The 23717-nt window shown below is 68.4% G+C and carries 18 protein-coding genes; 3 read left to right on the forward strand and 15 right to left on the reverse strand.

Going from position 1 to position 23717, the window contains the following annotated elements:
* From LIG30_RS08205 to LIG30_RS08245, 9 genes are all read right to left on the reverse strand, one after another.
* A partial coding sequence (locus tag LIG30_RS08205; RefSeq protein ID WP_038711171.1) for a sigma-54-dependent transcriptional regulator occupies positions 1-859 on the reverse strand: 859 nt, incomplete at its 3' end.
* 50 nt (positions 860-909) lie between these two features.
* Complete coding sequence (locus LIG30_RS08210) at positions 910-3003, reverse strand: sensor histidine kinase (protein WP_038711173.1); 2094 nt, start codon at positions 3001-3003, stop codon at positions 910-912.
* A gap of 5 nt (positions 3004-3008) precedes the next feature.
* Positions 3009-4301, reverse strand: a complete 1293-nt coding sequence (locus tag LIG30_RS08215) for a dicarboxylate/amino acid:cation symporter (protein WP_038711175.1) — start codon at positions 4299-4301, stop codon at positions 3009-3011.
* Positions 4302-4715: 414 nt separating this feature from the next.
* Entirely contained in the window at positions 4716-6395 is a 1680-nt protein-coding gene (locus LIG30_RS08220; protein WP_038711238.1) for a cation acetate symporter, read from the reverse strand.
* Positions 6396-6406: 11 nt separating this feature from the next.
* Entirely contained in the window at positions 6407-6712 is a 306-nt protein-coding gene (locus tag LIG30_RS08225) for a DUF485 domain-containing protein (RefSeq protein ID WP_038711176.1), read from the reverse strand.
* 114 nt (positions 6713-6826) lie between these two features.
* On the reverse strand, positions 6827-8032 hold the full coding sequence (locus LIG30_RS08230; protein ID WP_038711240.1) for a CaiB/BaiF CoA transferase family protein: 1206 nt from the start codon (positions 8030-8032) through the stop codon (positions 6827-6829).
* Between the two features lie 22 nt (positions 8033-8054).
* Positions 8055-9209 carry an acyl-CoA dehydrogenase family protein gene (locus LIG30_RS08235; RefSeq protein ID WP_038711177.1) on the reverse strand — a complete coding sequence of 385 codons (1155 nt, stop codon included), beginning with the start codon at positions 9207-9209 and terminating at the stop codon, positions 8055-8057.
* A gap of 155 nt (positions 9210-9364) precedes the next feature.
* Complete coding sequence (locus tag LIG30_RS08240) at positions 9365-10561, reverse strand: acyl-CoA dehydrogenase family protein (protein WP_038711178.1); 1197 nt, start codon at positions 10559-10561, stop codon at positions 9365-9367.
* A gap of 28 nt (positions 10562-10589) precedes the next feature.
* Positions 10590-12716 carry a 3-hydroxyacyl-CoA dehydrogenase NAD-binding domain-containing protein gene (locus LIG30_RS08245; RefSeq protein ID WP_038711180.1) on the reverse strand — a complete coding sequence of 709 codons (2127 nt, stop codon included), beginning with the start codon at positions 12714-12716 and terminating at the stop codon, positions 10590-10592.
* Between the two features lie 155 nt (positions 12717-12871).
* Here LIG30_RS08245 and LIG30_RS08250 point away from each other — a divergent pair, with 155 nt between their 5' ends.
* Together LIG30_RS08250 and ggt are read left to right on the forward strand one after the other, a co-directional pair.
* On the forward strand, positions 12872-13831 hold the full coding sequence (locus LIG30_RS08250; RefSeq protein WP_038711183.1) for a LysR family transcriptional regulator: 960 nt from the start codon (positions 12872-12874) through the stop codon (positions 13829-13831).
* 67 nt (positions 13832-13898) lie between these two features.
* Positions 13899-15785 carry a gamma-glutamyltransferase gene (gene ggt / locus LIG30_RS08255; RefSeq protein WP_038711186.1) on the forward strand — a complete coding sequence of 629 codons (1887 nt, stop codon included), beginning with the start codon at positions 13899-13901 and terminating at the stop codon, positions 15783-15785.
* Positions 15786-15834: 49 nt separating this feature from the next.
* Here the strand turns inward: ggt and LIG30_RS08260 are convergent, their stop codons facing one another.
* The 4 genes from LIG30_RS08260 to pstS form a co-directional block, all read right to left on the reverse strand.
* Positions 15835-16731 (reverse strand): ABC transporter permease subunit, encoded by an 897-nt coding sequence (locus LIG30_RS08260; protein ID WP_038711188.1) that lies wholly within the window; start codon positions 16729-16731, stop codon positions 15835-15837.
* Positions 16728-17525 carry a taurine ABC transporter ATP-binding protein gene (locus LIG30_RS08265; RefSeq protein ID WP_038711189.1) on the reverse strand — a complete coding sequence of 266 codons (798 nt, stop codon included), beginning with the start codon at positions 17523-17525 and terminating at the stop codon, positions 16728-16730. The genes LIG30_RS08260 and LIG30_RS08265 overlap by 4 nt, the downstream gene beginning before the upstream one ends.
* A 27-nt stretch (positions 17526-17552) precedes the next feature.
* Positions 17553-18569, reverse strand: a complete 1017-nt coding sequence (gene tauA / locus LIG30_RS08270) for a taurine ABC transporter substrate-binding protein (protein WP_038711191.1) — start codon at positions 18567-18569, stop codon at positions 17553-17555.
* Positions 18570-18912: 343 nt separating this feature from the next.
* Positions 18913-19938 carry a phosphate ABC transporter substrate-binding protein PstS gene (pstS, locus tag LIG30_RS08275; protein WP_038711193.1) on the reverse strand — a complete coding sequence of 342 codons (1026 nt, stop codon included), beginning with the start codon at positions 19936-19938 and terminating at the stop codon, positions 18913-18915.
* Between the two features lie 629 nt (positions 19939-20567).
* Between pstS and LIG30_RS08280 the strand changes: the two genes are divergently transcribed.
* Positions 20568-21731, forward strand: coding sequence for a porin (locus tag LIG30_RS08280; RefSeq protein WP_038711194.1), 1164 nt, complete (start codon positions 20568-20570; stop codon positions 21729-21731).
* 219 nt (positions 21732-21950) lie between these two features.
* On the opposite strand, the gene lipA is transcribed toward LIG30_RS08280, so the two are convergent.
* Positions 21951-22961 carry a lipoyl synthase gene (gene lipA, locus LIG30_RS08285; RefSeq protein WP_038711195.1) on the reverse strand — a complete coding sequence of 337 codons (1011 nt, stop codon included), beginning with the start codon at positions 22959-22961 and terminating at the stop codon, positions 21951-21953.
* On the reverse strand, positions 22954-23700 hold the full coding sequence (gene lipB / locus LIG30_RS08290) for a lipoyl(octanoyl) transferase LipB (RefSeq protein ID WP_038711196.1): 747 nt from the start codon (positions 23698-23700) through the stop codon (positions 22954-22956). Before lipB ends, lipA begins: the two co-directional genes overlap by 8 nt.
* Positions 23701-23717: the final 17 nt, after the last annotated feature.

Below are 23717 nucleotides of genomic sequence, written 5' to 3' on the forward strand. Positions count from 1 at the left end.
TCGCGGCCGCGACGATCCGGCAGTTCACGCGGATCGGCTGGTTCGAGCCGAGCCGCTCGAGCACGCCGTCCTGCAGCACGCGCAGCAGCTTCACCTGCAGCGCGAGCGGCATGCTTTCGATCTCGTCGAGGAACAGCGTGCCGCCCGACGCGTATTCGAGCTTGCCGACCCGGCGCTTCGCGGCGCCGGTGAACGCGCCCGGCTCGTAGCCGAACATCTCCGATTCGAACATCGGCTCGGGCAGCGCGCCGCAGTTCACCGCGATGAACGGCTTGTCGCGGCGCGGCGACAATTCGTGCAGGCTGCGCGCGATCAATTCCTTGCCCGCGCCGGTGTCGCCGTTGATGAGCACCGACGCGTCGGTCGGCGCGATGTTCGCGATCAGGCGGCGCACCTGCTCGATCGCCGGGCTGCGGCCGATGATGCGCGGCGCGACGATGTTCTGCCCGGCCAGCTCGCGCCGCAGCGCGTGATTCTCGAGCACCAGCTCGCGCCGCTCCAGCGCGCGCCGCACGGTTTCGATCAGCCGCTCGGCGGCGAACGGCTTCTCGATGAAGTCGTACGCGCCGTCGCGCATCGCCTGCACCGCCATCGAGATGTCGCCATGCCCGGTGACGAGGATCACCGGCACGTCCGGCGCGCGCTCGCGGCATTGCGCGAGCAGGTCGAGGCCGCTCGCGCCGGGCAGGCGGATGTCGCTGACGATCGCGCCCGCCGTGTCGGCCAGGATCGCCTTCTCGGCGGCCTCGGCCGATTCGAAGCCGGTCACGTCGAAGCCCGCCAGCTGCAGGCTCTGCATGCTCGCCCGGCGCACGAGCGCATCGTCTTCGATATAGATCACTTGCAGCCGGTTGGCCATCGTTATCCCCTGCTCTTCTGCTGCGCGTCCGCCGTCATGCCGCGCGGGCGTCACGCGCCGGCGGACGCGGAGTCCGGATGATGCGTGCGGGCGCGCCGCAACGTCAAGACGAACAGCGCGCCGCCCGCCGGCGCGTTGCGCGCAGTCAGCGAGCCGCCCGCGTCGCTCGCGATCGACGACGCGATCGCGAGCCCGAGCCCCAGCCCGCGCCCCATTTCCTTGGTCGTGAAGAACGGCTCGAACAGCCGCGGCAGCAGTTCGGGCGGAATGCCCGGGCCGTTGTCGCGCACCTGGATCGCGAGCATCGCCGCCGACACCTCGAGCGTGACCTCGATGCGTGGGGCGGCCATCCGTGGGGCGGCCATCCCGGTGGCGGCGGTTGGCGGCGCCCCCGTCGCGGCGACCGCGTCGAGCGCGTTGCCGATCAGGTTGATCAGCACCTGCTCGAGACGCAGGTCCTCGCAACGGGCGACCAGCTCCGGATAATCGTCCGCCAGGTCGAGCGGCGTTTCGCGCGCGGGCGACACGGTCGTGTCGCACAGCGTCAGCACCAGTGCGACGCCGCGCAGCCGCTCGTCGAGCAGCGACAGCACGCTGCGCAGCGCGCGGACCACGAGCGAGCGCTCGTTGCGCGGCCGCGCGCGCCCGACGAACAGCTTCAGCTGGTTGGTGATCTTGCCCATCCGCTCGGTGAGCGCGGCAATCGCCTCGAGATTCTCGCGCGCGGCCGCCTGTTCCCCACGGTCGAGCAGCACGCGCGTGTTGTCGGAGAAACTGCGCAGCGCCGCGAGCGGCTGGTTCAGCTCGTGCGTGATGCCGGCCGCCATCTGGCCGAGCGCCGCGAGCTTGCTCGCCTGGATCAGCTCGTCGTGCGCGGCGCGCAACTCCTGTTCCGCGCGAATGCGGTCGCCGACTTCCTTCTGCAATTGCGCGTTCGCCTCCGACAGATCGGCGGTGCGCTCCGCGACGCGCTGGTTCAGCTCCGCGTACGCCTGCTGCAACAGCGCGCGGCTGCGGATCATCTCGCGCACGCGCGCGCGGCGCATCCGCCAGTAAAACCCGAGCAGCGCGAGCGACACGAAGCCGAAGCCGGTGACGATGGTCGCGTTGCGCGCGTCGGCGTCCACCGGCGCGATCGGCGCGAGCGTGACGAGCCGCCAGTCCGGCTCGCCGAGACGGCGCTGCGTCACGAGGTAGCGCGGCGCGCGGAGGCCCGGGCCTGAGCCGACCGCGCCTGGGCCGGCCGCACCTGAGCCGGCCGCACCGAGCCGCACGATCTGCGCGTCGGGGCCGAGCACCTGCTCGACCCGCAGCGGCAGCGGCGTGACCGGCTGCTGCGCGTACTGGCGGGTCGCGTAGATCGACGCCGCGACGCCGCCCTGCAATGGCTCGAGCGTGTGGTATTTCCACGCCGGCACCGACGACAGGAACACCACGCCGTGATCGTCGGCGACGACGAGCGGCTCGGACGCGTCGGCGCCCTGGAACCATTCGAGATTGAGCTTCACGACGACGACGCCGACGATCTTGCCGTCGCGCCGCACCGGCTGCGAGATGTAATAGCCGGGGTCGCGCGAGATCGTGCCGATGCCGAAGAAGCGGCCGACCCGGCCGTGCATCGCGTCGATGAAATACGGGCGGAACTGGTATCCGATGCCGACGAAGCTGTCGGGCGCGCGCCAGTTGCTCGCGGCGACGCACTGGCCGTCCGCGCCGATCAGGTAGGTGACGGTCGCGTGCGCCTGGCGGTTCAGGTCTTCGAGGTAGCGATTCGCGCGCGTGACGTAATCGACGCGCTGCGGCTCGGCGAGCAGTTCCTGCACGAACGGATGGCTGCCGAGCAGGTAAGGCAGCGATTCGTAGCGGTCGAGGGTGCTCTTGAGCGCGTTGGTGGTGCGATCGACGCGCACCGCCGCGTTGCGCTGCAGCTCGCCGACCCCGCGCCGCCAGGTGACGGTCCACGTCAGCGCGCACGCCGCGGCGAGCGCTGCGGCGAGCACGACGAGGACGAGCAGGCGGCGCTTCACGGTGACGGCTTCCTGGCGATGCGGATCGCTTATTGTGTCATAGCCGCCCGCCCCTGCCCGGCCGCCGCGCGGCGCGCCGCCCGCGGCGGGCGAGCCGTGCGCCGCCCGGTGTTGCACGGCCGTCAGATGCCGGCCGTCTCGGTGGCCGCGACTTGTTCGGCGCCGCCGTGCATCGCCTGGCGCAGCTTCGTGCGGTCGAGCTCCTTTTCCCAGGCAGACACGACGACCGTCGCGACGCCGTTGCCGACGATGTTGGTCAGCGCGCGGCATTCGCTCATGAAGCGGTCGATGCCGAGGATCAGCACCATGCCCGACAGCGGGATCGTCGGCACCACCGCGAGCGTCGCGGCGAGCGTGATGAAGCCCGCGCCCGTGACGCCGCTCGCGCCCTTCGACGTCAGCATCGCGACCGCGAGCAGCGTGAGCTGCTGCATCCACGTCAGTTCGATGTTGGTCGCCTGCGCGATGAACAGCACGGCCATCGTCATGTAGATGTTGGTGCCGTCGAGGTTGAACGAGTAGCCGGTCGGCACGACGAGGCCGACGACCGAGCGCGAGCAGCCGGCCTTCTCGAGCTTTTCCATCAGTTGCGGCAGCGCGGCTTCCGACGAGCTGGTGCCGAGCACGATCAGCAGCTCTTCCTTGATGTAGCCGACGAAGCGGATGATCGAGAAGCCGGTGAGGCGCGCGATCGTGCCGAGCACGACGAGCACGAACACGACCGACGTCAGGTAGAACGTGCCGATCAGCTTGAGCAGCGGCAACAGCGAGCCGACGCCGTACTTGCCGATCGTGAACGCCATCGCGCCGAACGCGCCGATCGGCGCGAGCTTCGTGACGATGTGCACGATGCCGAACAGCACGCGGGTGATGCCGTCGATGAAGTCGGTGACGGCGCGGCCGCGCTCGCCGAGGTGCGCGAGCACGCTGCCGAACAGCAGCGCGATCAGCAGGATCTGCAGGATTTCGCCCTGCGCGAACGCGTCGACCATCGTGTTCGGGATGATGTGCATCAGGAAGTCGACCGTCGACTGGCCGTGCGCCTTCGCCGCGTACGACGCGACTTCCTTGCCGTTCAGCGTCGCCGGATCGATGTTGAAGCCGACACCCGGACGCAGGATGTGCGTCGCCGCGAGGCCGAGCGCCAGCGCGAAGGTCGACACGACCTCGAAGTAGAGCAGCGCCTTGCCGCCGACGCGCCCGACCTTCTTCATGTCCTCCATGCCGGCGATGCCGGTCACGACCGTGCAGAAGATGATCGGTCCGATCACCATCTTGATCAGCTTGATGAAGCCGTCGCCGAGCGGTTTCATCTCGGTGGCGAGCGCCGGATAGTAGTGGCCGAGGATCACGCCGACGATGATGGCGAAGATCACCTGGGCGTAGAGCACTTTATAGATGGGTTTCTTCTTCACGATGATTCCTGACGAGAAGGTAGGGGTGGGCTGGTGGAGCGGCGTCACGCGCGCGGGGAAGAACGCCGAAGGGGGCAATGCCCCCTTGGCACTCGCCCGCGCGGCTGCCGTGCCGCAACAAGCGATGCCTCAGGGCATCCAGGGGAGGGGGAAGGCGCTGGTCATCGAATGTCTCCTGTCGACCCGAGTTAGCGCTTCAGCGCTTACTCGGGTCCCATGCAAGGCTGCTTTAATTGTCGGGCCGGGTGGCCGTGCGTCTTATATTGCAAGGTCGATGCCAGGCACAAAAATCACACCAAGCCGTTGTTTCTATTATATTTTTCACAATACGGCAGGCACAGGAATCCAGCTTTCCGGAAATCCGGAAAGCGCGCGTCCGGCGATCCGGACGCGCGCAGGGTTTCATCGGGAGAATCAGTGCCGGGCGGCCGGCCCGGCCAGCACGCCGGTCTGCGCGTAGAACTCCTGGCGGGCGAATGCGTCGCGCTCACGGCGTGCGCGCTCGCTGCGGTCGGCGAGCGAGCCGACGATGATCCCGACGAACGCGAGAGGCACCGACACGAGCGCCGGGTTGTCGAGGAACACCGGCGCGTGCGCGTGGTGCAGCACGTCGACCCAGACCGATTTCGACAGCAGCGTCAGCAGCACCGCCGACACGAGCCCGAGGCCGCCGCCGATCACCGCGCCGCGCGTCGTCATCCCGCGCCAGAAGATCGACATCGCGAGCACCGGGAAATTCGCGCTCGCCGCCACGGCCGCGACGAGGCCGACCATGAACGCCACGTTGACGTGCTCGAACAGGATCGACAGGCCGATCGCCACAGCCGACAGCACGATCGTCGCCGCGCGGGAGATGCGCATTTCCCGCCGCTCGTCGGGCTTGCCGCGCGCCCACATCTGTGCGTACAGGTCGTGCGAGATCGTCGTCGCACCGGCGAGCGTCAGGCCCGCGACGACAGCGAGGATCGTCGCGAACGTCACCGCCGCGATGAAGCCGTAGAACCAGTCGCCGCCGACCGCCTGCGCGAGCTTCACGGCCACCATGTTCGAGCCGCCGAGCAGGTCGTGCGTCAGGTTGAAGGTGCCGTCCGCGCCGAGCCGGAAGAACGCCGGATGCTGCGCGAGCAGCACGATCGCGGAAAAGCCGATCGCGAACGTCAGCAGATAGAAGTAGCCGATGAAGCCCGTCGCGTAGAGCACCGACTTGCGCGCCTCCTTTGCGTTCGGCACCGTGAAGAAGCGCATCAGGATGTGCGGGAAGCCCGCGGTGCCGAACATCAGCGCGATGCCGAGCGACAGCGCATTGGCCGGATCGCGGATCAGCTTGCCCGGCCCCATGATGCCGAGCGCGCCCGGATGCACGGCGACCGCGCGGCGGAACATCTCGTCGACGTCGAAGCCGAACTGGGCAAGCGCGAGCACGGTGAGCAGCGTCGCGCCGCAGAGCAGCAGCACGGCCTTGATCATCTGTACCCAGGTCGTCGCGGTCATCCCGCCGAAGAACACGTAGATCACCATCAGCACGCCGACGATCAGCTCGGCCGTTCCATACGAGAGCCCGAACAGCAGCTGGATCAGCTTGCCCGCACCGACCATCTGCACGACCAGATACAGCACGACGATCGTCAGCGAATTGGCCGACGTGAGCAGTCGTATCGGCTGCTGCGCGAAGCGGTACGCGACCACGTCGACGAACGTGAACTTGCCGAGATTGCGCAGCGGCTCGGCAATCAGGAACATCACGAACGGCCAGCCGACGAGAAAGCCGATCGAGTAGATCAGGCCATCGAAGCCGAACATGAACACCATCCCCGACAACCCGAGGAACGACGCCGCGGACATGTAGTCGCCCGCGATCGCGAGCCCGTTCTGCAGGCCCGTGATGCCGCCGCCGGCCGTGTAGAAATCGCGCGTCGAGCGGGTGCGGCGCGCGGCCCAGCGGGTGAGCGCGAGCGTCGCGAACACGAACGCGAAGAACATGCCGATCGCAATCGGGTTCAGCTCGACCTTGTCGGGCATCGGCCCGGCGACCGACACGGCATGCGCGGCGGCGGGCATCGCGGTGGCCGCGATCCAGATCCATTTACGTTTCATCAGGGCCTCCATCACGAACGCTGCAGGAGCGCGTCGACCGTGCGGTCGAACGAGCGGTTGGCGCGCACCACATACCACGCCGTCAAGCCGATCGCGACGAAGATGATCGCGACGCCGGCGACGATGCCGACGCTGATCGTCGCGCCCGCATAGAGCGGCGCGGCGAGTGTGTGCGGCGCGAGCGCGACGAACAGGATGAAGCCGTAATACGTCGCGATCATCAGCGCCGTCAGCACGAAGCTGAAGCGGCGCCGCGTGCGCACGAGCTGCTGGTAGTCACGGCGAGCCGTGAGTGTTTCGATGACGGAAAGCTCCATGATGTCTCCTCCTCGATCGGCGAGGTGTGTTGGTGTGGTGAAGCGGCACTGCGACAACGAGAGCAACATGCGCACGGCGCGACGCGCACGCCGAGCGCGCAGGAATCGGAGGAATCAGACGGCGCGCCCGGTACGCAGGCGCTCGACATCCGCCCCGGACAGGCCGAGCCATTCGCCGAGCACGCGTGCGGTATCCGCGCCGAGTACTGGCGGCGCACCACGCACCGGCAGCCGCTCGCCGTCGATGCGGTACGGCGGCACGAGCACGTCGACGCCGCCCGCGACCGGATGCGGCTGCCGCGTGACGAGCCCCGCGCCACGCGCACGCTCTGACGTCAGCGCCTCGTGCAGGCCAAGCACCTCACCGCACGGGATGCCGGCGTCGGCGAGCGCCGCGAGCAACGCCGCGCGCGGCCGGCTGGCCAGCGCACGGCGGATGTCCGGCAGCAGCTCGGCGCGATTCGCCGAACGCGCGAGATTGGTTGCAAAGCGTGCATCCTGCGCGAGTTCCAGACGGCCGATCACGCCGCAAAAGCGCGCGAACTGCGCGTTGTTGCCGACCGTGATCACAAGCGGACCGTCCTTCGCGTCGAACACGCCATACGGGACAATCGACGGATGCGCGTTGCCATAGCGCGGCGGGTCCTTCTCCATCAACAGCGCCTCGAGCCCGTAGTACGCGGTGATCATCAGCCCGCAGTCGAACAGCGCCATCTCGATGCGCCGCCCGCGTCCCGTCGTATGCCGCTCATAGAGCGCGGCGAGGATCGCCTGCGCCGAATACATCCCGGTAAAGAGGTCGACTGCCGCGACACCGAATTTCAACGGCGGCTGGTCTTCCTCGCCGTTGAGCGCCATCAGGCCGGCCTCGCCCTGCACGACGAGGTCATAGCCGGGCCGGCCGGCTTCCGGGCCGGAACGGTCGTAGCCGGAGATCGCGCAATGCACGAGGCGCGGATTCAGCGCGGCGAGCGCGTCGTAGCCGAGGCCGAGCTTCTCCGCGCCGCCGGGCTTGAAGTTGTGGATCACGACGTCGGCCCGCGCGGCCAGCTCGCGCGCGACGCGCTGTCCCGCGTCCGTCTGCAGGTCGACGCAGATCGAGCGCTTGCTGCGGTTCACGCTGTTGAAGTAGGTCGTCTCGGTGTCGCCAATCCGCAGCCCCCAGTCGCGGGTGTCGTCGCCGCGCGCCGGATGCTCGACCTTGACCACCTCGGCGCCGAAGTCGGCCAGCACCATCGCGCACCACGGCCCGGCCAGCACGCGCGAGAAGTCGAGCACCTTGACGCCCGACAGCGGCAGCGCGCGTTGATCTTCCTGCATCGTCGTCTCCTCCATTCGCGGTTTACCGTTTCGACAGCGCGACGTAGCGCGCAAGGTGATGGTCCTCGTCGCCGAGCTGGTGATCGATCATCACGAGCCGCTTCGCGTAATGCGACAGCGGCAGTTCCCAGGTCATGCCGATCCCGCCGTGCAGCTGGATGCTCTCCTCCGCGACGAGCGTGCCGATCCGGCCGATGCTGTATTTCGCGGCGGCGAGCGCGCGCTCGCGCACGGTGCGCGGCGCATCGAGCTGCGCGGCCGCGTTGATCACCGCCGAGCGCGCCTGCTCGACTTCGAGCAGCAGGTCGGCCATCCGGTGCTGCAGCGCCTGGAAGCTGCCGATCGGCACACCGAACTGCTTGCGCGTGCGCAGGTAGTCGAGCGTCTGCTCCTTCGCGACGTCCATCGCGCCGAGCGCTTCGGCCGACAGCGCGAGCAGGCCGTAGCCGAGCACGCGCTCGACGAGCGCCGCGCCCGTCTCGATGCCCGTCTCGCTGCCCGGCCGCGGCTCGCCGAGCGCCGCATCGGCCGGCAGCGCGACGCGATCGAAGCGCACTTCGGCCGCGCGGCCGCCGTCGATCTTGCGATAGCCGCGCAGCGACACGCCGGACGCGCTCGCGGGCACGACGAACAGGCCGATGCCGTCCGCGTCGTCGTCACTGCCCGACGTGCGCGCGGTGACGACGAAGAACGCCGCCTGCTCCGCGTGGTCGACGACGCCCTTCGCGCCGGTGATCACCCAGCCGTCGCCGGAACGTTCGGCGCGCGTGCGCACGGTCGTCAGTTCGTAGTGCGAGCCCGGCTCGTCGTGCGCGAACGCGGCGCTCGCGCGGCCGTCGATCAGCGCGGCGAGCCTGTCGCGGTGCGCGTCGCCGCCGGCCAGCGCCAGCGCGCGGCCCGCGAGCAGTGCGCCGAGGAACGGCTCGACGACAAGCCCGCGCCCGACGCACTCGAACACGACCATGATGTCGAAGCCCGCGCCGCCGAAGCCGCCGTCGGCTTCGGCAAACAATGCGCCGACCGCGCCGAGTCCGGCGAAGCGCGCCCACATCGTCCGGTCGAAGCCTTCGGGCGACAGCGCGATGCGGTCACGCACCGGAAAGCCGTATTGCTCGACGATGAAGCGGTTCAAGGTATCCGCCAGCATCCGGCGGTCTTCGGTATGTTGAAAGTTCATCGAATCACCTGTCGACCCGTTGTCGACCGAATTTGGCGCTTCAGCGCTTAAGTTCGGTCCCGTGCAAAGCTGTTGGCGCTTCAGCGCTGTCGATCGGTGTGGGTGCTTCAGCACGTACTCCGGTCCCACGCAGTGCGCTCTGGTCCCATGCAAAGCTACAGCCCGAGCATCATCTTCGCGATGATGTTCTTCTGGATCTCGTTCGAGCCGCCGAAGATCGACAGCTTCCGGTTGTTGAAATACTGCTGCGCGGCGCTCGCGGCCTCCTCCGGCCCGACCGGCTCGTCATCCTGATCGCCGTCGAGCGCCTCCTCGACGAACGGCTGCGCGTACGGCCCCATCGCGCGGCGCATCAGCGACGTGATCTCCTGACGGATCTGCGTGCCGCGGATCTTCAGCATCGAGCTTTCGGCGCCCGGCGCGCCGCCGCCCGCGACCGCGGCGAGCACGCGCAGGTTGGTGGTCTTCATGTTCTCCAGCTCGATCTCGACGCGCGCGAGACGCGCGGCGAACAACGGATCGTCGGCGAGCGGCCGGCCGTTCTTCACGCACTTCGCGGCGACCGCGCGCAGCCGGTCGAGCGCCGCGGTCGAAAAGCCGACGCCCGCGATGTTCGTGCGCTCGTAGGTCAGCAGGTACTTCGCGTAAGTCCAGCCCCTGTTTTCCTCGCCGACGAGGTTCCCGGCCGGTACGCGCACGTCGGTGAAGAACACCTCGTTCACTTCGTGCTCGCCGTCGAGCGTGACGATCGGGCGCACCTCGACGCCGGGGCTGTTCATGTCGATCAGCAGGAAGCTGATGCCCTCCTGCTTGCGCACGTCGGTCGCGGTGCGCACGAGGCAGAAGATCATGTTCGCGTAGTGGCCGAGCGTGGTCCACGTCTTCTGGCCATTGACGACGTAGTGATCGCCATCGCGCACCGCACGCGTCCTGACCGCCGCGAGATCCGATCCCGCACCGGGTTCCGAATAGCCCTGGCACCACCAGTCGGTGCCGTCGAGGATGCGCGGCAGCCAGTGGCGCTTCTGCGCTTCGCTGCCGTACTTGATCAGCACCGGGCCGAGCATGTTCACGCCGAACGGCACGACGCGCGGCGCGCCCGCGAGCGCGCATTCGTTGTCGAACAGGAATTTCTGCGCGACGCTCCAGCCAGGGCCGCCGTATTCGCGCGGCCAGTGGCTCGCGAGCCAGCCGCGCGCATTGAGAATCGCGTGCCATTCGCACATGTCGTCGCGCGTCAGGCGCAGCCCGCCCTTCACCTTGCGCGCGATGCGCTCCGGCAGGTGCTCGCTCAGGAAGCGCTGCACGTCGGCGCGAAACGCTTCCTCTTCGGGAGTGAAATTCAGATCCATCAGTTATCCGTATCGAATGCGTTGACGTTCAGTCGCGGCGGTTCAGGCTCGCGAAATCCGCGCCGCGCGCCACCAGCTCGACGATCAGCGGCGACGGCGTCCAGAACAGCGGATCGTCCTTCGCGAATGCGCGGATGTCGGCGAGCACGTTCGCGAGGCCGACCGTGTCCGCGTAGTGCATCGGCCCGCCGCGATAACGCGGAAAGCCGTAGCCGTGCAGCAATACCGCATCGACGTCGAGCGGGCGCAGCGCGATCTTCTCGTGCACCACGTTCGCGCCTTCGTTGATCATCGCGGCCAGATAGCGGCGCACGATCTCGTCGTCGCTGAACGCGCGCGACGTCATGCCCTTCTTCGCGCGCTCCGCGTCGACGATCGCCTCGACGTCCGGGTCCGGCGTGCCGACGCGCGCGCCGTCCGGATACAGGTAGAAGCCGCGCCCGCTCTTCTGGCCGAACCAGCCGCGCTCGCACAGCCGGTCGGCAATCTCGACGTAGCGTGCGCGCGGGTCGCGCGTCGGCGCGCGGCGCTTGCGGGCCGCCCAGCCGATGTCGCCGCCCGCAAGGTCGACGACCTGGAACGGCCCCATCGGAAAGCCGAAGTCGCGCACCGCGCGGTCGATCTGATACGGCGACGCGCCGTCTTCCATCAGAGCGTCGGCCGCGGCACGGTAGACGGCGAGCATCCGGTTGCCGATGAAGCCGTCGCACACGCCCGCGCGCACCGGCGTCTTCTTCAGTTTCTTCGCCAGCTCGAACGCGGTCGCGACCACGTCGGCGCTCACGCGCGCCGGCACCACGATCTCGAGCAGCTTCATCACGTGGGCCGGCGAGAAGAAGTGCAGGCCGATCACGTCGGATCCGCGATCGATGCTCGCGGCGATCTCGTCGACGTCGAGATACGACGTGTTGGTCGCGAGCACCGCGCCCGGCTTGCACACGCGCGCCAGTTCCGCGAACACCGCCTGCTTCACCGCGATGTCCTCGAACACGGCTTCGATCACGATGTCCGCCTGCGCGAGCGCGTCATACGACGTGCTGCCCTTGAAGCGCGCGATCCGCGCGGCCTGCGCGGCGGGCGTCATCCGGCCCTTCGCGACGAGGCCGTCGTAGACCTTCTCGACGTGCGCGCGCCCCCGCGCGAGCGACGCGTCGTCGCGCTCGATCATCGTCACCGGCAGCCCGGCGTCGAGCGCCGCCACAGCGATGCCCGCGCCCATCGTGCCGCCGCCGACGATGCCGACCCGCTCGATCGGCCGCGCGCTCCCGCGGCGCGTCTCCGGCGCCTTCGCCGCTTCGCGCTCCGCGAAGAACGCGTGCACGAGGCCCGCGCGCTGCGGACTGTCGACGCATTGCAGGAACAGCGCGCGTTCGAGCGCCATCCCTGCGTCGAACGGCTGCGTGAGCGCGGCCTCGACCGCGTCGACGATCTTCGCCGGCGAGAACAGCCCGCGCGCCTGCTTCGGCAACGCGGCGCGCGCCGCGTCGATCGCCGCCTGCGCGGCCGCGCGGTCCGCGAGCCCCTGCGCGTCGCGCGTGCGGCGCACCGGCGCGCCGATCGACAGCAGTTCCTGCGCGTACGCGAGCCCTTCGGCGAGCGTGTCGTCGCTGTGCGCGACGCGGTCGACGAGACCGAGCGCGAGCGCTTCCTCCGCGCTCGCGTGTCGGCCGGACAGCATCAGGTCGAGCGCGGCCTGCGCGCCGACCAGGCGCGGCGTGCGCTGCGTGCCGCCCGCGCCGGGCAGCAGGCCGAGCTGCACTTCCGGCAGCCCGAGCTTCGCGCCCGGCGCCGCAAGCCGGTAATGCGCGGCGAGCGCGACTTCCAGCCCGCCGCCGAGCGTCGCGCCGTGCAACGCGACGACGACCGGCTTGCCGCTCGACTCGATCCGCGCGCAGACGTCCGGCAGCGACGGCGGCACCGGCGGCTTGCCGAATTCGCGGATGTCCGCGCCCGCGATGAAGTTGCGGCCCGCGCCGACGATCAGCACCGCGCCGATCGCGGCATCGGCCTGCGCCGCGTCGAGCGCGTCGGCGAGGCCGCGCCGCACGCTCGCGGACAGCGCATTGACGGGCGGGTGATCGACGGTGACGACGAGCACCTTGTCGCGCCGCTCGCGCGTGACGGTGCCGGTTTCATCAGGGAGGGGCGGGTTCATCGTGACTCCGGAAAAATGTGCCCGGCGCCGTGCCGGGTTTGACATGATTCTCGATTGATCGAGTTTCATTGACAATTCCAGCAACCCTTTACAGACTGTCAAGTCCGATTTGACACCGGATGTTTTCCATCCGTTAAACCGGCACGGAGCCATCGATGGATCTGAACGCGCTGACGCTGCTCGTCGACATCCTCGACGCGGGCAACCTGAGCAAGGCCGCGCAGCGGCTGAAGATGAGCCGGGCGAACGTCAGCTACCGGCTGAACCAGCTCGAGCGCTCGATCGGCCTGCAACTGGTGCGCCGCACCACGCGGCGCATCGAGCCGACCGAGATCGGCCTCAGGCTGTACGAGCACGGCCGGCGCATCCAGAACGAGCTGCTGGCCGCGCAGGAATCGGTGGCGACGCTCGGCCAGGATCTGCAGGGGCGCGTGCGCCTGTCGGTGCCGAGCGGCTACGGCCAGCTCGTGATGTCGGAATGGCTGCTCGCGTTCAAGCGGCTGTATCCCGGGATCGTGCTCGACGTCGTGTTCGAGAACCGCGTCGAGGACCTGATGCGCGACGAGGTCGACATCGCGGTCCGCGTGATGTCCGAGCCGCCGCAGAGCCTGGTGGCGCGCGACATGGGCGCGGTGCGCTACGTCGCGTGCGCGTCGCCGGCGTTCGCCGCCGCGCACGGAATGCCGGCCGGGCTCGACGCGCTGCGGGCCGCGCCCGTGATCACCGCGACGGTGATCAACCGGCAGCTGCGGATCGCCGCCTATCTCGGCGACGAGCGCCATGAAGTGCTGCTGGAGCCGACGCTGATCTCGGAGAACTTCCTGTTCCTGCGGCAGGCGATCCTCGCCGGGCTCGGCGTCGGCATCGTGCCGGACTACGTCGTGCACGACGACATCCGGCGCGGCGCGGTCGTCACGTCGCTCGACGCGTACCGGCTGTCGATCTTCGGCACGCACATGTACATGCTGTACATGCCGAACCGGCACCACACGCGCGCGACCTCCACCTTCATAGAGTTCATCCTCGAACAGGCCGGCATGACCGGCCGTGGCGGGTCTGGCCCGCGTCAGGGTTTGTGGTCGGATGACAGCCCGCCAGCGGCGCGGCGACAATAGCCCGCGCCGGCGGCTGCCGCCGGGGAACGCCGCACCGCTTCGCATTCATCTTCCTGCCGAGGGTTCAATGTCCGACCGGATTCGTCCGCGCGCGCCGCGCCTGTGCGTCACGCTGGCCGCGGCCGCGCTCGTCGCGTTCAACGCCGCCTGCACGAGCGCGCCCCCGACCGCCGGGGCCACCGCTTCGGCCGCCACGGCCGCTGCCGCCCCGCAGGCCGCCTCGGGCACCCCGGCCCCGCACGCGCCCGAGCTGTCGTCGGGCTGGACCGACAAGCCAGGCTGGACCGCGCAGCGCGACATGATCGTCGCCGCGAATCCGCTCGCCGCGCAGGCCGGCCACGCGATGCTGAAGGCGGGCGGCAGCGCGATCGACGCGGCGATCGCGACGCAAATGGTGCTGGCGCTCGTCGAGCCGCAATCGTCCGGGCTCGGCGGCGGCGCGTTCATGCTGTACTTCGACGGCAAGACGACGCAGGCCTACGACGGCCGCGAGACCGCACCGGCCGCCGCGACCGAGCGGCTGTTCTACGGCCCGGACGGCAAGCCGATGAGCTTCTACGACGGCGTCGTCGGCGGGCGCTCGGTCGGCACGCCGGGCGTGTTGCGGATGCTGGAGACGGCGCACCGCGCGCACGGCAGGCTGCCGTGGCGCCGGCTGTTCCAGCCGGCGATCGGGCTCGCCGAGCGCGGCTTCGCGATCAGCCCGCGGCTCGCGACGCTGCTCGCGAACGACGACTACCTGATGAAGGACCCGGCCGCGCGCGCGTACTTCTACAACAAGGACGGCACGCCGAAGCGGGCCGGCACCGTGCTGAGGAACCCGGCCCTCGCGGCCGTGCTGCGCCAGGTCGCCGAGCGCGGCGCGAACGCGTTCTACACCGGCGCGATCGCGCGCGACATCGTCGCGAAGGTGCGCAAGCACCCGGCCAATCCGGGCCTGCTGTCGCTGCAGGATCTCGCGCGCTACAAGGCGAAGGTGCGCGAACCGCTGTGTACCGACTACCGCCGCTGGACGGTGTGCGGGATGCCGCCGCCGTCGTCGGGCGGGCTCGCGATCGCGCAGATGCTCGGCATCCTCGAGGCGCTGCCGGACTGGCAGCAGATCGGCGCGCAAAAGCTGGTGCGCAACGACGTCGGCGTCGAGCCGACGCCGTTTGCCGCGCACCAGTTCAGCGAGGCCGGCCGCCTCGCGTACGCGGACCGCGCGCGCTACGTCGCCGATCCGGATTTCGCGCCGCTGCCGGGCGGCAGCTGGGCGAGCCTTGCCGACAAACACTACCTCGCGCAGCGCGCGCGGCTGATCGGCGAGGACAGCATGGGTACCGCGCAAGCCGGCATGCCGCACGGCGCGACGCTCGCGATGGCCGACGACCGCAGCCCGGAGCGGCCGTCGACGTCCGATCTCGCGATCGTCGACCGCTACGGCCAGGCGGTGTCGATGACCACGAGCGTCGAGGACGCATTCGGCTCGCGGCTGATGGTGCGCGGCTTCCTGCTGAACAACACGCTGACCGACTTCTCGTTCGTGTCGAGCGACAACGGCCGGCCGGTCGCGAACCGCGTGCAGCCCGGCAAGCGGCCGCGCTCGTCGATGTCGCCGGAGCTCGTGTTCGACACGCGCACGAAGCAGCTGACGACGATCGTCGGCTCGGCAGGCGGGCCGGCGATCATCAATCACGTCGCGAAGGCGCTGGTCGGCGTGATGGACTGGGGGATGACGATGCAGCAGGCGGTCGCGCTGCCGAATTTCGGGTCGATGAACGGGCCGACGCAGCTCGAGAAGGGCCGCGTGTCGGATGCGCTGGCGAACGGGCTGAAGGCGCGCGGACACGACGTGCAGGTCGTCGAGATGAATTCGGGACTGGAGGGGATTCAGCGGCTGAACGTCGAGGGACAGACGATCTGGTTCGGCGGCGCGGATCCCCGGCGCGAAGGGGTCGCGATCGGGGACTGAGCGGCAAGCGCTCCACGCCGACGCGGCGCACGAGCGGCGCGCCGGCCGCTCAGCCGCGCCCCTTCCACGGCACGATGCGCCGCTCGACCCAGCGCATCGCGAGGTCGAACAGCCACGCGATCGCGCCGATGATCAGAATCCCCATCACGACGATGTCGGTGCGCAGGAAACTCGACGCGTTGAGCACCATCTGCCCGAGCCCGGCCGTCGCGGCGACCATCTCGGCCGCGACGAGCGTCGTCCAGCCGAAACCGATCGCGATCCGCAGGCCGGTCAGGATCTCCGGCAGCGCGGCCGGCAGCACCACGTGCCGGACGACCTGCGCGAAGCTGCCGCCGAGCGAATACGCGGCGTTGATCTGCTCGACCGTCGCCGCGCGCACGCCCGCGCGCGCGGCCATCGCGACCGGCGCGAAGCACGCGAGGAAGATCACGACGAGCTTCGCGGTCTCGTCGATGCCGAACCAGATCACGACGAGCGGCAGATACGCGAGCGGCGGCAGCGGCCGGTAGAACTCGAGCAGCGGATCGAGCACGCCGCGCGCGACGCGGCTCACGCCCATCAGGATGCCGGCCGGCACGCCGACGAGCGCCGCCAGCACGAATGCGCCGAACACGCGGGCGGCGCTCCACATCAGATGCTCGGACAACGGCAGGCCGCCTTGAATGCGGCCGTGCCATGCATCGACGAACGCGGCCCACACCGCCTCCGGCGCCGGCAGAAAAAGCGGCGGCAGCCATTGCCGGTGCGTGGCGATCCACCACAGCGCGGCGAGCGCCGCGACCGTCGCCGCGCTCAGTCCGGCCGTCTTTCCCTGCCCCGGCAGCCGGTAGCGACGGCCTCGCACGAGCCGCCCGCCGTCGGCACGCTGCAGCGCCGACGCACTGCCGCCAGCCACGAAGCGCGCGGCACCGCGCTCGGCCGTCAACGAATCCTGCGTGCTCATGCCGCCTCCCCGACCGTCTCGCCGCGATGCAGATACGCGATCAGCCATTCGCGCCATTCGATGAAATCCGGCGACGACTTCACCGCGCGCGCGTCGCGCGTCTCGACATAGCGGCGCGCGAACGGCAACTCGAAGGTCTCGGCGATGCGCCCCGGCCCCGTCGTCATCACGACGAGCCGCGTCGCGAGAAACAACGCCTCCTCGACATCGTGCGTGATGAAGAACACCGTCTTGCCGGTGCGCGCCCACACGTCGAGCACGAGCGCCTGCATCGTGCCGCGCGTCATCGCGTCGAGCGCGCCCATCGGCTCGTCCATCAGCAGCACGCGCGGATCGCTGGCGAGCGCCCGCGCGATGCCGACGCGCTGCTGCATCCCGCCCGACAATTCGTAGACACGCGCATGCGCGTGACGCTCGAGGCCGACGAGCGCGAGCATCTCTCTCGCACGCTGCGTGCGTTCGGCCTTCGGCACGCGCGCGAAGCGCAGCCCGAGCGCGACGTTGCCGAGCACGTCGAGCCACGGCAGCAGTGCGTATTTCTGGAACACGACGCCGCGATCCGCGCCCGGGCCGGTCACGCGCACGCCGTCGACCAGCACGTCGCCGGTCGTCGGCGCGACGAAGCCGGCCATGCAGTTCAGCAACGTGGTCTTGCCGCAGCCGGACGCGCCGAGCGCGACGACGAACTCGCCCGCGTCGAGCCGCAGATCGACCTGCGCGAGCGCCTGCGTGGTCGGCCGCCCGCGCTCCCCCGGATATGCGACCGACACCTGGCGGACTTCGAGCGTGCTCATGCGTGCCTCGCGTTGGTTCCGCCGCGCTCAGCGCGCCGCCTTCTGCACGAACTGCGGATCGACACCGACCGAGTAGTCGGCCAGCACCGCCTGGATCGTGCCTTGCGTCTTCAGGAACGCGGCCGTCGCAGCGAGCGACTTCGCGGCGCCGGATTGCGCGCCGCCGCCGAGCCACGTCGACGACGCCTGCTCGCCCGGCGTCGGGAACGCATAGAGCGCGAGGCTCGCCGGCACGTCCTGCGGATTCGCGCCGGACACCTTCGCGACCGCCGCGACCTGCGGCGTGCCCGCCGTCCATGCCGATGCGTGCGCGCGATAGTCGGCATCCGCGGCGGCCAGCACCTTGACGAAGCGCGTGACGAATTCCGGGTTCTCGCGCGCGAACTTGCGGCCCACGACAAAGCCGTCGAAGGTCGCCTTGCCGCTTTGCTTCGCGACCTGGCCCGACGTCGTCAGCACCGTGCCGGATTGCTTGACCTTCGCGAGCACCGGGTCCCAGATGTAGGTCGCGTCGATGTCGCCGCGCGCCCATGCGGCCGCCACTTCAGGCGGACGCAGGTTGACGATCTTCACGTCGTTCGGATTGACGCCCGCGGCCTGCAGCGCGACGAGCGTATGGAAATGCGACGTCGACACGAACGGCACGCCGATCTTCCGGCCCTTCAGCGCGGCGATGCTCGTCACGCCCGAGCCGTTGCGGGCGACGAGCGCCTCGGCGTCGTTGATGTTGTCGAGAATCCAGAACAGCGAGATGTCGAGCCCCTGCGACAGGCCGGCCGCGATCGGGCTCGAGCCTGCCTCGCCGAGCTGCACCGAGCCGGACGCCAGCGCGCGGATCACGTCCGCGCCGCTGTCGAGCTTGCGGAACGTGACCTTGTAGCCGGTCGCCTTCTCGACTTCGCCGCTCGCCTGCGCGTAGCGCCATGGCACGACCATGTCCTGGTAGGCGATCACGACCTCGCGCGATTCGGCATGCGCCGAGGTCAGCGCGGCAAAGGCCGTCAACGCGGCGACGGCATGGCGGATGAGGCTGAAACGGGACATGCGGCTCTCCTTCGATATCCTGGCGATGCAACGAGAGAGCCGACTATAGGCGGTTTGCGCGCGGCGGAAGCGAACTTATCCTGCGAAGCAATCGACGCTGCTGCAGCTTTGCTTTCCACGCTGGATTGGATGGCGCGTTCGATCAGCACCTGTTCACGCTGATCACTGGCTTGCGCTGGCCGCGAGCAGGGCCGGGCACGAGGACTGCGTCGAAGCGAATACGACGCGTATTCGCTTCGAGCCTGACGCGGCGCGGGACGCCGCCTCGAGGGAAGACCGCCTTGCGGCGAAAGACATGGCCCGCTCGCCATCCGCATGCGGGATGGCGAGCGGTCATTCAGGCTTACTGCCCGATCGGCTTGCCGGCCGCATCCTTGATCTTGCTGGCCCACTGCGTCCGGATTTCCGTCACGACGGACTTGGGCAGCGAAATGTAGTCGAGTTCGTCGGCGGCCTGCTCGCCGTTCTTGAACGCCCAGTCGAAGAACTTCAGCGTTTCCTTGCCCTGCTCCGGCTTCTCCTGCGTGCTGTGCAGCAGCACGTAGGTCGCGGCGACGACCGGCCATGCTTCCTTGCCCGGCTGGTTCGTCAGGATCTGGTAGAACGACTTCGACCAGTTCGCGCCGGCAGTGGCGGCCTTGAAGGTTTCCGTCTTCGGCTCGACGATGGCGCCCGTCGAGTTCTTCAGCGCGGTATACACCATATGGTTCTTCTTCGCGTACGCCCATTCGACGTAGCCGATCGAGCCCGGCAGGCGCTGCACGAATGCCGCGACGCCGTCGTTGCCCTTGCCGCCCGTGCCCGTCGGCCAGTTGACCGTCGTGCCTTCGCCGACCTTCGACTTCCACTCGCCGTTGACCTTCGACAGGTAGTTCGTCCAGACGAAGCTCGTGCCCGAGCCGTCCGCACGGCGCACCACGGCGATGTCCGTATCCGGCAGCTTGACCTTCGGGTTCAGCGCGACGATCTCCGGATCGTTCCACTTCTTGATCTTGCCGAGGTAGATGTCGCCGAGCACCTGACCCGACAGCGTCACTTCGCCCGCCTTCACGCCCGGCACGTTGACGACCGGCACGATGCCGCCCACCACCGTCGGGAACTGGAACAGGCCGTCCTTCGCGAGGTCTTCGTCCTTCAGCGGCGCGTCGGAGCCCGCGAAGTCCACCGTCTTGGCGATGATCTGCTTGATGCCGCCCGACGAACCGATGCCCTGATAGTTGACCTTGCCGCCGCCCGTCTTCTGATAGGCGTCAGCCCACTTCGTGTAGATCGGCGCGGCGAAGGTGCTGCCTGCGCCCGTAATGTCTGCGGCATGCGCGGCGGCGGCGCACAGTGCATACACCGTAACGGCGAGTTGCTTGACGTTCATATCAGATTCCTTGCGTGTCGACTGCTTCGTAAAAACCAGCACCCTAAAGGCCCGATGTGAAACGATTGTGACCGCCCGATCCAGTCGACAGGCCAAGGCATCGCGAAAACCGGCGCATCGCGTGAACGCACCGGCCCGCACCGGTATTCAGCGGATGCTTCAGAAAATGACCGACGACGACCGTTGGTAAGGATTGCTTGTGCGGTCGTCGGCATCGAGTCGGTCATGAACGGCTGCTTTCGTGCACTGCGGGGCGAACGGCCGGGTGAACGACTGCTTTCGTGCGTCGTGGCGCGAACACCGGGGCGGACGGGATCGACGGCGGCGACGCGTTACGCAGTCCGACTCGTTTTTTCCCGAGCGCCCCCCGCCCGCTTACGGTGCGACGCGCAATCTTGCGGGCGGCCTCTGTTGCGTCAACACCACTCGATATCGGTGCAAATCGGTACCCTTGGCCGCCTCCTTATCCCTAAAAACCCTACCACCGCTCAATTGTTTCACATTTGTGAACGATTATTTCGTTTTCAGCAATAGATTCGTGTGAGGCGCAAACAACTTGCTGACCCGCTCAGGTTTTTATACTCGCCCCGTTTTTCCCCATTCGTTTCAAGAAAATCTGGAGTTTTCTCGTGAAAAAACTGTCTCTCGCTGTCGCCGTTTGCGGCGCATTCGCGGCGTCCGCGGCCAACGCACAAAGCTCGGTCACGCTGTACGGCCTGATCGACGCTGGTATCGCATATACGAGCAACGTTGCGAACGGTGCAACCGGTCACGGCAGCGGGCGCGTCGCCCTCGCCAGCGGCAACATCAGCGGCAGCCGCTTCGGCCTGCGTGGTTCGGAAGATCTCGGCGGCGGCCTGAAGGCAGTCTTCGTGCTCGAAAACGGTTTCAGCGTCAACAACGGCACGCTCGGCCAAGGTGGCCGCATGTTCGGTCGTCAAGCGTTCGTCGGCCTGAGCGCCAACGACTACGGCACCGTGACGATGGGCCGCCAGTACGACTCGATGGTCGATTTCGTTGCACCGCTGTCGGGCACGGCTGGCCCGTTCGGTGACTCGGGCTTCGCGCACGTGTACGACAACGACAACCTGCAACACAGCATCCGCCTGAACAACTCGGTGAAGTTCACGAGCGTTGACTACGCCGGCTTCAAGTTCGGTGGCGCGTACGCGTTCAGCAACAGCACCGACTTCACCATCGATCGCGCATACAGCGTCGGCGCGAGCTACAACAACGGCCCGCTGCGCCTGGCTGCTGCGTACCTGCAGATCAACGGTTCGGCGCAGGCAACTGCGCTGTCGGCGAGCGGTCAGGCAAGCGCCGGTGTCGACCCGAGCGAATTCAAGGGGAACCTGACGGCAGACGTGCAGCGCACGGTCGGTGGCGGCGTGGGCTATACGTTCGGCCCGGCAGCTGTCAACTTCGTCTACACGCACAGCCAGTTCCAGAACACGACCGCGTTCGGCTTGAATCACGGTTCGACGAACTTCAACAACTACGAACTGAACGTCAAGTACGCACTGACGCCGGCGCTCATGCTCGGCCTGATGGATACGTACACGGATGCCCACCTGAATGGCGCTGGCGGCAATCTCGGTACGGCTGATCCGAAGTGGAACCAGGTCAACGCGATTGCGCGCTACTCGCTGTCGAAGCGCACGGAACTGTACGCTGAAGCGATGTACCAGCACGCGATCGGCAGCAGCAACCACGCAGTGATGTACAACGCAGGCGGCGCATCGGCGACGGGCAACCAGGTGATGGGCGCGGTCGGCATGCTGACCCGCTTCTAAGAAGCAGCCAGCACACCCATCCCGAAGTCATCAGCGGGGTGGGTGGTTGTGCAGGGACCGCGAGACCGTGGATATCGCAGTCCCCGTGCAGTGCGGTTGAAAAAAAGGCCCGCCCATCGTGGCGGGCCTTTTGTCGTTTACGGGCCGGCCATGGCCCCGGGCGTCCGGAGAACAACCGGCGCGAACCGGTTCTCCTCGGGACTTACCGATCTTCCTCGCTTACTTCTGGACGTCGACCACCACGCCCGCGCCGTGCGCCTGCAGGTCGGCGTGATAGCTCGAACGCACCATCGCGCCAACGGCCGCGTGCGTGAAGCCCATCTTGTACGCCTCTTCCTCGTACATCCTGAACGTATCGGGATGCACGTACGCGCGCACCGGCAGGTGGTGTTCCGACGGCTGCAGGTACTGGCCGATCGTCAGCATGTCGACGTCGTGCGCGCGCAGGTCGCGCATCACCTGCAGGATTTCCTCCTCGGTCTCGCCCAGGCCGACCATCAGGCCCGACTTCGTCGCGACGTCCGGATGCTGCGCCTTGAAATCCTTCAGCAGCTTCAGCGAGTGCGCGTAGTCCGAGCCGGGGCGCGCTTCCTTGTACAGGCGCGGCACCGTTTCGAGGTTGTGGTTCATCACGTCGGGCGGCGCGGCGTTCAGGATCGAGATCGCACGGTCGAGACGGCCGCGGAAATCCGGCGTGAGGATCTCGATGCGGGTTTCCGGCGACTGCTCGCGCACTTCGCGGATGCACTCGACGAAGTGGCCGGCGCCGCCGTCGCGCAGGTCGTCGCGGTCGACGCTCGTGATCACCACGTACTTGAGCTTGAGCGCCGCGATCGTGCGCGCGAGGTTCTTCGGCTCGTCCGCATCGAGCGGATCGGGACGGCCGTGGCCGACGTCGCAGAACGGGCAGCGGCGCGTGCACTTGTCGCCCATGATCATGAACGTCGCGGTGCCCTTGCCGAAGCACTCGCCGATGTTCGGGCAGCTCGCTTCCTCGCACACGGTATGCAGGTTGTGCTCGCGCAGGATCGTCTTGATCTCGTTGAAGCGCGAGCTGCCGGTCGCCGCCTTCACGCGGATCCATTCCGGCTTCTTGAGCCGCTCGATCGGCACGACCTTGATCGGAATGCGTGAGGTCTTGGCCTGCGCCTTCTGCTTGGCGGTCGGATCGTAGGCGGTGCCCGGCTCGGCCGGTTCGGCCGGTGCGGGAGAAGCGGTAAGGTCAGTCATTCGAATGTTCCAGTGCCTGCGGCTGTGCGGCGGCCGCGGATTCGCCGTCGAGGTTGGCGATCAGACGGCGCACAAGCGCGTGCGCCACGTCGTTCCAGTCGGCGGCAACCTCGAGGCTCGCCATGTCGACGGTTTCCAGTCCGGCGTAGCCGCACGGGTTGATCGCGAGAAACGGGCGCAGATCCATCTTCACGTTCAGGCTCAGCCCGTGATAGCTGCAGCCGTTGCGGATCTTCAGGCCGAGCGCCGCGATCTTCGCGCCCTCGTGAGGGCCGGATGCGACGTAGATGCCCGGCGCGCCCGCCTTGCGAACCGACGGGAGATTATACGCCGCGAGGGTTTCGATCACGGCCTCCTCGATCCGGCTCACCAGCGTGCGGACCATCAGCTTGCGGCGGCGCAAGTCGAGCAGCAGGTAGACGACGATCTGGCCGGGGCCGTGATAGGTGATCTGCCCGCCGCGGTCGACCCTGACGAGCGGGATGCCGCTGTCGGCCACCAGCAGATGGGCCGGGTCGCCCGCCTGGCCGAGCGTGTAGACGGGCGGATGCTCGACCACCCAGATCTCGTCGCCGGTGTCCTCGGTGCGCGCATCGGTGAACGCGCGCATCGCGTCGAAGCTCGCGTCGTAAGGCTCGACGCCGCGCCAGCGCACCGTCACAGGCGTTGCCGCGGGTGCGGCGGGCGAAACGGGTACGGCAGCAGGCGTGGACACGATGGAAACCGGCGAGACGGACATGGGCGGTAGTTTAACGA

Source organism: Burkholderia sp. lig30, from assembly GCF_000687455.2.
Taxonomy (GTDB): Bacteria; Pseudomonadota; Gammaproteobacteria; order Burkholderiales; family Burkholderiaceae; genus Burkholderia.